This window comes from Naasia lichenicola (genome assembly GCF_004801885.1).
Classification (GTDB): Bacteria; Actinomycetota; Actinomycetes; order Actinomycetales; family Microbacteriaceae; genus Naasia; species Naasia lichenicola.
Genome location: NZ_SSSM01000003.1, coordinates 277,376 through 289,476, shown reverse-complemented (window position 1 = coordinate 289,476; position 12,101 = coordinate 277,376). Strand labels below are relative to the sequence as shown.

Annotated in this window: 6 protein-coding genes; 3 read left to right on the top strand and 3 right to left on the bottom strand. The window is 69.9% G+C overall.

What is annotated here, in order from left to right; all coding sequences use genetic code 11:
- Positions 1-55 precede the first annotated feature (55 nt).
- A complete protein-coding gene (locus E6C64_RS06500; RefSeq protein WP_438941845.1) occupies positions 56-2,260 on the bottom strand; it encodes an alpha-1,4-glucan--maltose-1-phosphate maltosyltransferase in 2,205 nt (734 codons plus the stop codon).
- 238 nt (positions 2,261-2,498) lie between these two features.
- Here E6C64_RS06500 and glgP point away from each other — a divergent pair, with 238 nt between their 5' ends.
- Positions 2,499-5,069, top strand: coding sequence for an alpha-glucan family phosphorylase (gene glgP, locus E6C64_RS06495; RefSeq protein ID WP_136426830.1), 2,571 nt, complete (start codon positions 2,499-2,501; stop codon positions 5,067-5,069).
- A gap of 97 nt (positions 5,070-5,166) precedes the next feature.
- Here the strand turns inward: glgP and E6C64_RS06490 are convergent, their stop codons facing one another.
- The gene (locus tag E6C64_RS06490) at positions 5,167-7,284 is read right to left on the bottom strand and encodes an alpha/beta hydrolase (RefSeq protein WP_136426829.1); all 2,118 of its coding nucleotides are present in this window, start codon (positions 7,282-7,284) and stop codon (positions 5,167-5,169) included.
- 83 nt (positions 7,285-7,367) lie between these two features.
- The gene (gene glgX / locus E6C64_RS06485) at positions 7,368-9,437 is read right to left on the bottom strand and encodes a glycogen debranching protein GlgX (protein WP_136426828.1); all 2,070 of its coding nucleotides are present in this window, start codon (positions 9,435-9,437) and stop codon (positions 7,368-7,370) included.
- A 20-nt stretch (positions 9,438-9,457) separates the two neighbouring features.
- Here glgX and E6C64_RS06480 point away from each other — a divergent pair, with 20 nt between their 5' ends.
- Positions 9,458-10,657, top strand: a complete 1,200-nt coding sequence (locus tag E6C64_RS06480) for a cysteine desulfurase family protein (RefSeq protein ID WP_136426827.1) — start codon at positions 9,458-9,460, stop codon at positions 10,655-10,657.
- 264 nt (positions 10,658-10,921) lie between these two features.
- Entirely contained in the window at positions 10,922-12,043 is a 1,122-nt protein-coding gene (gene mnmA / locus E6C64_RS06475; RefSeq protein ID WP_136426826.1) for a tRNA 2-thiouridine(34) synthase MnmA, read from the top strand.
- Positions 12,044-12,101 lie beyond the last annotated feature (58 nt).

Sequence of the window (12,101 nt, the reverse complement as noted above, 5' to 3'; positions counted from 1 at the left end):
CGGGTCCGGATCCAGCATCGATGTCGGGTGGGTAGGGGTGGACCTGACCGTCGGATCAGGAGAAGTAGGCGGGAACGGCACTGACGACGTGCAGGATGTGCACCGGTTCCGTGAAGGCGTCGAGGCGCACGTAGTTGTCGGTGCCCCAGGTCCACATGGCACCGGTGATCAGGTCCTCGACCTGATACAGGCCCCCCTGGGGGACTCCGAACCTGGTGGTGTCGAGGTGCACGGTGGTCTCGCGGACGGCATGCGGGTCGAGGTTGGCGACCACGATGATCGTGTCCGAGGCGCCGGAGGCGGTGAAGCGGCCGTCGATGTGCTTGCTGTAGGCGAGCATCTGGTCGTCGTCTGTCCAGTGCACGAAGGTGTTGCGCAGCTGGCCGAGTGCGGGGTGGGCCTTCCTGATCTCGTTGAGCTTCGTCAGGTACGGCGCGAGCGAGAGGCCGATCGACTCCGCCCGCGCATAGTCGCGCGGCTTGAACTCGTACTTCTCGTTGTCGATGTTCTCCTCGGCCCCGGGCCGGGCGACGTCCTCGATGAGCTCGTAGCCGGAGTAGACGCCCCAGATCGGCGACGCCGTCGCGGCGAGTGCCGCACGGATCTTGTAGGCCGGACGGCCACCGAACTGCAGGTAGGGGGTGAGGATGTCGTGGGTGTTCACGAAGAAGTTCGGACGCAGGTAGTCGGCCGTCTCGGTGGCGAGCTCGGTGAAGTACGAGCCGAGCTCCTCCTTGGTGTTGCGCCAGGTGAAGTAGGTGTAGCTCTGCTGGAAGCCGACCTTGGCGAGGCCCCGCATCATCGCCGGACGCGTGAACGCCTCCGAGAGGAAGATCACCGACGGATCGATCTCGTTCACGTCGTGGATGAGGCGCTCCCAGAACGCCAGCGGCTTCGTGTGCGGGTTGTCGACGCGGAAGATCTTCACGTCGAGGCCGACCCAGTGCAGGAAGATGCGCAGCATCTCCGCGTAGGTGCCCTCGGGGTCGTTGTCGAAGTTCAGCGGGTAGATGTCCTGATACTTCTTCGGCGGGTTCTCCGCATAGGCGATCGAGCCGTCGGGCAGGGTCGTGAAGTACTCGGGGTGCGTGGTGACCCACGGGTGGTCGGGCGAGGCCTGCAGCGCGATGTCGAGCGCGAACTCCAACCCGTTCGCCTTCGCCTCGGCGATGAAGAACGCGAGGTCCTCCTCCGTCCCGAGGTCGGGGTGGATGGCGTCGTGCCCGCCCGCTTCGGAGCCGATGCCGTAGGGAGACCCGGGATCGTTCGGTCCCGCGGTCAGGGTGTTGTTCGGCCCCTTGCGGTTGGTGAGGCCGATCGGATGGATCGGCGGCACGTAGACCACGTCGAAGCCCATGGCCGCGATGGCGGGCAGGCGCTTCGCCGCGGTGCGCAGCGTGCCCGACTGCCATGAACCGTCGGCGCGCTTCATGGCGCCCTCGGAGCGCGGGAAGAACTCGTACCAGGCGCCACGGCCCGCACGGGTCCGCTCGACGCGCAGCGTGCGGCTCTCGGAATGGGTCAGCAGGCTGCGGATCGGGTCGGCCTCGATGATCGTGCTCAGGCGCGACGCCGATGCGAGCTGGAGTCGGTCGGCGGCCGAGCGGTCGTCGGCGAGGAGCGCCGCCGCGGTGTCGGCGAGCAGCCGCCGGTCGGCGTCGCTTCGGTCCGTCTCCGCCGCGGCGCGCGAGAGCAGCTGGGCTCCGAGCTGGAAGGTCAGCTCGACGTCGAGGCCGGCAGGGATCTTGATGTCGGCGTTGTGCCGCCAGGTTCCCCAGTCGTCGGACCAGGCGCGGAACGCGAACGTCCAGCTGCCCTCCTCGTCGACGAGCGCCTCGGCGCCGTAGCGATCGCTGCCGGGAGCGAGCAGGGTCAGCCGGTGGGTGCTGGTCGCACCGGACGGGGCTGTCAGCACGACGTCGGTGCCGAGCAGGTCGTGGCCCTCGCGGAACACCGTCGCGGCGAAGGGGATGACCTCGCCGACGAAGCCCTTGGCCGGCCAGAGGTTGTCCGGCTGCTGGGGTGAGAGGTCGAAGATCGGGATGCGTCCGACCAGCGGGACGTAGGAGGAGGGGACGGGAGCGGCGAGCGGGGACGATCCGGTGCCGGAGGTGGCACTCTTCGCGCCGCTCGATGGCGCGGCCTTGGTTCGGGCGGCTGTCTTCGCTTCGCCGGGCTGGGCGCGGCGCTTGGGCGTTGTCGTGTTGGGCAGAGCGGCAGGAGGAACGTCGGCGCCGCTGCCGTTCGGAGTGGTGGCCACGCTCCAACCCTAGTCCGAGCCCTGGTTCGGGCGCTGATCAGGTGCTGGAAGTCCTTGCAGCGGACTTCGACCATCCGATGCCGGAGATCGTCCCGGTGGTGACCGCCCGTTCAGCGGCTGTTCACGGTGGTCACCGAATCGATTTGGGAGGTGCGTGCACCGGCTCGTCCGGCTATCGGCTGCGCCCCGTCGTGGCTCTAGGGTGAACTGAATCGAACGCGACCGAGGAATGGGATCCATGAAGGCAATCCGCAGGTTCACCGTGCGCACGGTGCTCCCCGAAACACTGTCGGCCCTCGATGAGCTGGCGGGCAATCTCCGCTGGTCGTGGCATGAGCCGACCCGTGAGCTCTTCGACTTCATCGATCCGGTGCTCTGGCAGGAGAGCCGGCGCGATCCCGTCTCGCTGCTCGGTGCCGTCGCTCCCGAGCGCGTCAAGGCGCTCGCCGCAGATCCCGACTTCGTCGCCCGTGCCAACGGCCTGCGCGACGACCTGCGCGCCTACATCTCCGAGCCGCGCTGGTACCAGACCCAGCCTGAAGCCCCCCGATCCATCGCCTACTTCTCGCCGGAGTTCGGCATCGCCGCCGCCCTCCCTCAGTACTCCGGCGGTCTGGGCATCCTCGCCGGCGACCACCTGAAGAGCGCGTCCGACCTCGGACTGCCGCTGCTCGCCGTCGGGCTGTTCTATCGGTCCGGCTACTTCAAGCAGGCCATCTCCAACGACGGCTGGCAGCAGGAGACCTATCCGGTCCTCGACCCCGACGGCCTGCCGCTCTCGGTGCTCCGCGGCGACGACGGCTCGCCCGCGCAGGTGGCGCTCGCCCTGCCCGGCGGCCGCACCCTCTTCGCCCGCGTCTGGCAGGCCGATGTCGGACGGGTGAAGCTGCTCATGCTCGACACCGACATCCCGGAGAACGAGGAGTCGCTGCGCAGCGTCACCGATCGCCTGTACGGCGGCGGCGGCGAGCATCGCCTGCTGCAGGAGCTGCTGCTCGGAATCGGCGGCGTCCGCGCCATCAAGGTCTGGACCGAGCTCTCCGGCCAGCCGTTCCCGTCCGTCTTCCACACCAACGAGGGCCACGCCGGCTTCCTCGGACTCGAGCGCATCTCCGACTTCGTCGCCGGCGGGCTGAGCTTCGCCGAGGCGCTCGAGGTCGTCCGCGCGGGCACCGTCTTCACCACCCACACGCCTGTGCCGGCCGGCATCGACCGGTTCGAGCGCTCGCTGATCGAGGCCTACTTCTCGACGGACCTGCTGCACGGCGTCGATGTGCACGACGTGCTCGCGCTCGGCACCGAGAACTACTCGGGCGGCAACGGCGACGTGTTCAACATGGCCGTCATGGGCCTGCGCCTCGCCCAGCACGCCAACGGCGTCTCGATCCTGCACGGCGAGGTCAGCCGGGGGATGTTCTCCGGTCTCTGGCCGGGATTCGACGAGGACGACGTGCCGATCACGTCGGTGACCAACGGCGTGCACGCCCCCACCTGGACCGACCCCAAGCTCATCGCGCTCGCCCAGGAGAAGCTCGGCACGTCGGACACCACGGCGGCCGACTGGTCGTCCCCTGCGGTGAGCGATTCCGAGCTCTGGGCCGTCCGCAACGACATGCGCGCGCAGCTGGTGACCGATGCTCGCAGCCGGATCAAGGACGCCTGGCAGAAGCAGAACCCCGGCGTGGTCGTGCCGACCTGGATCAACGAGGTGCTCGACCCCGAGGTGCTGACGATCGGATTCGCGCGTCGCGTGCCGACCTACAAGCGCCTCACCCTGATGCTGCACGACACCGTGCGGCTGAAGGCGCTGCTCACGAGCAAGAAGCGCCCGATCCAGCTCATCATCGCCGGCAAGTCCCACCCCGCCGACGACGAGGGCAAGCGCCTGATCCAGAAGCTCGTGCGCTTCACCCAGGACCCCGAGGTCCGCGGCCGCATCGTGTTCCTGCCGAACTACGACATCGCGATGGCGCAGCTGCTCTACCCCGGAACGGACGTCTGGCTGAACAACCCGCTGCGTCCGCTCGAGGCCTGCGGCACGTCGGGCATGAAGGCGGCGTTGAACGGCGGGCTCAACCTGTCGATCATGGACGGCTGGTGGGACGAGTTCTACGACGGCGAGAACGGCTGGGCCATCCCGTCCTCCGACGCCGCCGGAGACGCCGCCGAGCGCGACGCCCTCGAGGCGAACGCCCTCTACGACCTCATCGAGCACCAGGTCGCGCCGCGGTTCTACAACTCCCGCGACAAGGAGGGCGTGCCCGCTCGCTGGGTGCAGTCCATCCGGCACACCCTCGCGGCGATGTCGCCCGTGCTCTCGGCCGATCGGATGGTCAAGGACTACGTCGGCAAGCTCTACACGGTGGCGGGCAAGGCGGCAGATGTGATCGCCGAGGACGACTACGCGGCCGGGCGGGAGCTCGCCGCATGGAAGGCCACCGTCAGCGGAGGCTGGTCCGGAGTGCAGGTGCTGCACGTCGAGTCCGGTGGCCTCGCGGCGATCCCGCGGATCGGCGACGAGCTGCACGTGCGCGCGCAGGTCCAGCTCGGATCGCTGACGCCCGACGACGTCTCGGTCGAGGTCGTCTACGGCACCAGCCGTGACGACACCCTCGCCGACACCACGTCGACGGCGCTCGTGCCGCTGGCGGACGACACCGAGGCGGCCCCGGCCGACGGGTCGACAACCTTCGCGGGCACGGTCACGCTGACCCGCCCGGGATCGTTCGGGTACAACGTCCGCGTCGTGCCGAAGAGCCCCTACCTCGCCAGCTCCGCCGAGCTGGGTCTGGTGACCGTCGCGCATTAGTTCTCTGAGCCGAGCTGCCCAGTTCTGCCGCCTGGATTGCGTTCCGAGCGGCAGAACTGGGCAGTTCGTTTCCTCTTGGTGCCCTCGTCGGCCCGCGTCAGAGGATCTCGGCGATGGATCGGGCGGCGCGCATCGCGCCGTCCGTGCCCACCGCCCGATAATCGACCGGGGTGGCCAGCGCTGAGACGAGCGCATCCGCGATGCTGTCCGGGGTGCTGGTCGCGAAGTCGAGGCAGCTGCCCGCCCGATAGCGGTCGAGTCGGTGTCGGACGTGGAGCTGCTGTTCGAAGTGCTGGCCGAGCGGGAAGTAGAGGAACGGGCGCCGGCAGGCGACCAGCTCCATCGTCGTGGTGAGGCCGCCCTGCACGATCGCCGCATCGCAGGCGGCGAGGTGCGTCGGCAGATCGTCGAGGTAGCCGACGATCTCGATGCCGTCGTGGCCCGGCAGCGAGCTCGGATCAATCCGCGGGCCGGCCACGACCATGAGCCGCAGATCGCTGATCTGCCTCCGCATCGCAGGGAAGGCCGCGATGATCCGGGTCAGCAGCGCGCGACCGACTCCCGATCCGCCGACCGTCACGATGACGACCGGGACGTCGACCGGGTAGCCCAGGCGCGCCCGGGCCTCGGCGTGATCGGGTGGCTCGAAGCCCGAGACGTAGCCGCTGAACTCGAAGTGGCGGCTCGTCCACTCGCCGATGTCGGGCAGGCCCGGGCCGAAGGACTGCGGCACGATGTCCTCGCGGTCGCCGATGAAGATCGATCGATCCCGCTGCCGGCCGAAGCGCTCGACGTGGGCGATCATCTCGGCGTTGTAGTCGGCGGTGAGCGCCGCCTCCCGCTCGTCGGTGCCCGGCGCGGGCAGCCAGCCGACGAAGTCGGTCATCCAGACGAACGCGCTGCGCTTCAGCTCGGGGTTCTCGTGCCAGAAGTGATCGACGTCCCATGCCTCGTCGCCGACCACGAGGTCATAGGCGCCCGAGTCGACGACGTCCTGGAAGACCGAGAAGTTGGCGACGAGGATCTCGTCCATCCGCCTGATCGCCTGGAAGGCATTGAGGTCATGCTCGTGCGCCTCGCTCTGCAGGTGCGCGGACTCGCTCGCGAGATGGTCGCTGGCGGAATGGATCCGTTCCGCGGCCGCGCCGAGGAACGTCGTCACCGGCGCCTGCGCCAGCCAGTCCAGCTCGACGTCGGGTCGCAGCTGTCGCAGTCCGCGCGCGATGGCCAGGTCGCGGCGCGCATGGCCGAGCCCGATGGGGGAGGAGAGGTAGAGCACGCGCGGCGGGCGCGCCAGGCCGCGCGTCCAGGTCGTGCGGACCGGACGGCGGTCGGCGGCGGGCGTCACCCGATCGAGGAAGGCGAGGATGGCCTGATTGACCCGGATCGGATCACGGGCCTGCGGGCAGTGGCCGCCGCCTTCGAGGACGAGCAGGTCCGCCCGCGTGAGCTCCGCGGCGATCTCGCTGCGCCGGGGCGGGCTGATCTCGTCGTCGCTGCCCTGGACGACCAGGACCGGACACCGGATGGACCTCAGCAGCGCAGCGGTCCGATCGGCGTCGTCGAAGATCGGCTCGGCGGCGAACTGGGTCGAGACCAGGGTCTCCGCACCGGTCGCGAGGGTCCAGCCCACACCGTCCTCGATCTGCTTCGTCGAGTGCGGCTCGGAGAAGATCCGCCCCCAGAAGAACTCGGCGAAGCTCGGCAGATCGTTCCTCCAGACGTGCTGGTTGTAGGTCGCCCAGCCGTCCCGATCCGCCTCCACGTCGACGAAGGAGTACACCTGGCGAGGCGGATCCGCCGGGCTGAGGGACCACAGAGCCGGAGCGATGAGGATGGCGCCGGTCACTCGGTCCGGGCTGACGGCGGCCAGCAGACAGGCGAGGACGCCGCCGATCGAGACCCCCGCGATGGCCGCGTGCGCGGTGCCGGTCGCATCGAGCACGGCGAGCACGTCGTCCGCGTGCTGCTGCAGCGTGTATCCGGCGGCCTCAGCAGGACCATCCGACCGCCGGGTGCCGCGGCCGTCCACCGTGATCACCCGGAAGCGGCGGGCCAGCACGGGGATCTGAGCCTTCCAGTGCATGGCGTCGGCGATCGCCCAGGTGGGCAGCAACACGATCGCCGGCGCGTCGGCGTCGCCGTAGACGTCGTAGCCGATCGACACCCCGTCGCGATCGACTGCCCCGGACTCGTCAGGGAGCAGTGCACGCATCGGGCCTCATGCGCGTCATCCTGCTCCCGCGATGTCGGACTGTCCAGAGGGGCGCCGCTCGGCGGGAGGGCCCGCCCGCCGGTCTAGCTCGCGCGGAAGACCGTCAGGGTCGGTCCGCTGGCGGCGAAGACATCGCCTGGGGCGTGCTGAGCGCCCTCGTCGTGCTCGCCGCTGGACCAGAGCAGTTCGTACCGGGTCACGTCGTCGTGGGCGGGAAGGACGACGGCCAGCTCCTGCTCGGCTCCGTGCACGACGACGAGAACGCGGTTGAAGTCCTCGAACTCAGGAGTGGACGCCGCCAGGTACTGCACGCACCGGGTCTGAGTGGAGTTCCAGTCGTCCGTCGACATCTCCATGCCGGAGGCCGAGTACCAGTTCATCTCCGTCGCGCTCGGCGTCTTCGCGTCGAGCTTGGCGTAGCGGACGGGCCGCAGGGCCGGGTTCTCCCGGCGCAGCTGGATCAGGCGACGGGTCACCGCGTGCAGCTCGCGCTGCCAGTCCGCATGCTTCCAGGACACCCAGGTCAGCTCACTGTCGTGGCAGTACGCGTTGTTGTTGCCGCGCTGCGTGCGGCCGTGCTCATCGCCCGCCGTGATCATCGGGACGCCGGCCGAGAGCAGCAGCGTTCCCATCAGGTTGCGCATCGTCCGCCGACGCTCCGCGAGGATCCGCGGGCTGCGGGTGTCTCCTTCGATGCCGAAGTTGAAGGAGCGGTTGTCGTCGGTGCCGTCGCGGTTCTGCTCGCCGTTGCCGATGTTGTGCTTGTAGTTGAAGCTCGTGAGATCGGCCATGGTGAAGCCGTCGTGCGCGGTGACGAAGTTGACCGAGGTGAGCGGACCGCGGGTCGCCCGGAACACGTTCGCCGAGCCAGCCAGGGCTCCTGCCAGAGAGCCGATCCCGCTGCGTGCGCCGCCGCCGCCGCGCATCGAGGCGAGGTCCGTCAGCCAGAAGTCGCGGACGGTCCCGCGGTAGCTGTCGTTCCACTCCGACCAGCCGTACGGGAAGTTGCCCGTCTGCCAGCCGCCCATCCCGACGTCCCACGGCTCGGCGATGAGCTTGACGCCCGCCAGCTCGGGATCGTCGCGGAGCCCGTAGAGCAGGGGATGCTCGGGATCGAAGTGGGCCCGGTCGTCCCGGCCCAGCGTTGCGGCGAGGTCGAAGCGGAACCCGTCGATCTGCATCTCGTTGGCCCAGTAGCGGATCGAATCGCGCACGAGGCGCTGAGGCACCGGCCGGCCGAAATCGAGGGTGTTGCCGCAGCCCGTGGTGTCGATGTACTCGCCGCTTGGGGTCTGGCGGTAGTAGCCGCGATTGTCGATGCCGCGGAAGCTGGTGCGGGGACCGCCGATGCCCTCTTCGGCCGTGTGGTTGTAGACCACGTCGAGGATGACCTCGAGGCCCGCCTCGTGCAGCAGCTTCACCATCCCCTTGAACTCCCGGAGAACGGCCTGCGGTCCCTTCTGCTGGTTCTCCCGCGACGCGTAGAGCGGGTGCGGGGCGAAGAAGGCGAGCGAGTTGTAGCCCCAGTAGTTGCTCAGGCCCTGCCCGACGAGGCGGCGCTCGCTCGAGAAGGCGTGCACCGGCAGCAGCTCGACGGCGGTGACGCCGAGATCCTTCAGATATCCGATCGTGCTCTCGTGCGCCAGACCGGCGTAGGTGCCGCGCAGCGCCGAGGGGATCGCGGGGTTGAGCTTGGTGAGTCCGCGCACATGCGCCTCGTAGATGACCGTGTGGTCGAGCGGCGTGCCCGGCTTGGCGCTGTGGCCCCAGTCGAAGCCGTCGTCAGCGACCACGCTCTGCCAGCTGCTCGGGGAGTTGCGCGAGATCGCGCGGGCGTACGGGTCCAGCAGCACAGTGGACGGGTTGTAGGTGTTGCCCACCGCAGCGGGGCCTGAGACCCGCAGCCCGTAGCGGCGACCCGGCACCAGGCGGGATGACCGTGCGCTCCAGACGTCGTGCGCGTCGCGCTCGAGCGGGATGGTGCCGACGATCCAATCGGGGTCCGAATCGAACAGGACGAGCTCCATCGCATCCGCGTGCTCGCTCCAGACACGGAGCTCTCCACCCTCGGCGCTCGCCCTCACCCCGAGGCCCGCGAGCGGATCGGTCGTGTGCTCCGCCGGGGGGTCTGCCAGGAGGTCCGGGACCGTCATGGCACCTAGAGTATGGGGTCATGGCGATCTACCTGGATCACGCCGCCTCCACCCCGCTGCTGCCCGAAGTGCTCGAGGCCTACGCGGAGGCGCTGCGGACGATCGGGAATCCGTCCTCCATCCACGGCCATGGGCAGCGCGCCAAGCAGGCACTCGAGGAGTCGCGGGAGCGCCTGGCGGCCGTCGTCGGCTGCGAGCCGGTCGAGGTCATCTTCACCTCCGGAGGCACCGAGTCGATCAACTCGGCCATCAAGGGGCTGTTCTGGGCGGCGCGCGCTGCCGATCCCGTGCGCAGCTCGGTCGTGATCCCCGGTGGCGAGCACCACGCGACCGCGGACACCGTCGACTGGCTCGTCCGAGCGGAGGGCGCTCGTCGCGTTGAGGTGCCCCTCGACGCCGACGGCCGGATCCTGCCCGACCGCCTCGCCGCCGCACTCGACTCCGGCTCAGGCGCCGGCTCCGTCGCGCTGACCAGCGCGATCTGGGTGAACAACGAGGTCGGCACCATCCAGCCGGTCGCGGCGCTCGCCGAGGTCGCGGCCGCCCGGTCGATCCCGCTCCATGTCGACGCGGTGGCCGCGCTCGGCCATGTCCCAGTCGACTTCGCCAGGAGCGGGGCCTCGGCGATGAGCCTGTCCGCCCACAAGATCGGCGGTCCGGTGTCGATCGGAGCGCTCGTGCTCGGCCGCCGCAGCTCGCTGGTGCCGCTCCTGCATGGCGGCGGCCAGCAGCGATCCGTCCGATCGGGCACGCAGGATGTCGCCGGCGCGGTCGCCTTCGCGCTCGCCGCCGAGGTCGCCACTGCACGCCTCGACGACGATGTTCGGCGGATGGGCGAGCTGCGCGACCGGCTGGTCGGGGGAGTGCGCGCGGCCGTCGACGGATCCGTAATGCGCGGCCCGGCGCCCGGTCCCGAGCGGGTGACGAGCAACGCGAACATCACCTTCGCCGGATGCGACGGCGATTCCCTGCTCTTCGCGCTCGACATGGCGGGCATCTCGGTGAGCACCGGATCCGCCTGCACCGCGGGCGTCCCCGAGGTGTCGCACGTCCTGCTCGACATGGGCGTCCCCGAGGACGAGGCGCGTGGGGCCCTGCGATTCACCCTCGGCCCCTCGACCACGCAGGCCGACATCGACGCGGTGCTCGCCGCGCTGCCCGCCGCGGTCGAGCGTGCGCGGGCGGCCGGCCACTCCAGCCGCGAACCCGCCATGTACTGACCCTCCGCGCTGCGCTGCGTGACCCTGTTCTGGGCGGCGCTGCTCTCCTCAGTCTCCCTGCTCGGCCACCTTTCCTACCGAGGGCCACCTGTGTAAACCTGGCCGACGGTAGGAAGGGTGGCCAACCGGGAGTGAACGGTGGCCGACGGTAGGAAGGGTGGCCGACCGGGAGTGGTTGGTGGCCGACGGTAGGAAGGGTGGCCGAGCGTGCCCACGCGGACGGTGCGCCGCAGGAGGTCGGCGGCGCGCTCGTACACTTGACGGATGCGTGTACTGGCGGCGATGAGCGGCGGAGTCGACTCCGCGGTGGCCGCTGCCCGCGCGGTGGAGGCCGGCCACGACGTCGTCGGGGTGCACCTCGCGCTGAGCCGGATGCCGGGCACCCTGCGGACCGGAAGCCGCGGCTGCTGCACGATTGAGGACTCGATGGACGCGCAGCGCGCGGCGAACGTCATCGGGATCCCGTACTACGTGTGGGACTTCTCGGAGCGCTTCAAGCTCGACGTCGTCGACGACTTCATCGCCGAGTACTCCGCCGGCCGCACCCCCAACCCGTGCATGCGCTGCAACGAGCGGATCAAGTTCGCCGCGCTGCTCGAGAAGGCGCTCAGCCTCGGATTCGATGCGGTCTGCACCGGCCACTACGCCACGATCCTCACCGATGCCGACGGCAACCGCGAGCTGCACCGCTCCGCGGCGTGGGCGAAGGACCAGTCCTACGTGCTCGGAGTGCTGACGACCGAGCAGCTCGCGCACGCGATGTTCCCGCTCGGCGCGACTCCGTCCAAGGCCGAGGTGCGTGCCGAGGCGGCCGCCCGCGGACTCGCGGTCGCCGCCAAGCCCGACAGCCACGACATCTGCTTCATCTCCGACGGAGACACCCGCGGCTGGCTCTCGGATCACGTCGAGCACGCGCCCGGCTCGATCGTGGACCGGGATGGCGCTGTCGTCGGCAGCCACGACGGCGCCGTCGGCTTCACGGTCGGCCAGCGTCGAGGCCTCGCCCTCGGCGTGCCGGATGCGGGCGGGCGGCCGCGCTTCGTCCTCGAGGTCCGGCCGCGCACCAATGAGGTCGTCGTCGGTCCTCGCGAGGCCCTGGCTCTTGCCCGCATCTCGGGGGAGCGGTTCAGCTGGGCCGGACTCCCGCCCGCCGATCCGACGACGCCGTTCCGCTGCGAGGTGCAGATCCGCGCGCACGCCGATCCGGTGCCCGCCGAGGCCTTTGTCCACACGGAGGGCGGACGATCCGAGCTGGTCGTCGTCCCCGATGCACCGCTGATCGGCGTCTCGCCCGGTCAGACGGCGGTCGTCTACGTCGGCACCCGTGTGCTCGGCCAGTGCACGATCGATCGCACGGTCAGCGCGGTTCCCGCCACCGTCGGCTGAGAGCAGGGCGCGGCGACCCGATCCCTGATCGGAGTACGAATCCGCCCCAGGCGGGTGT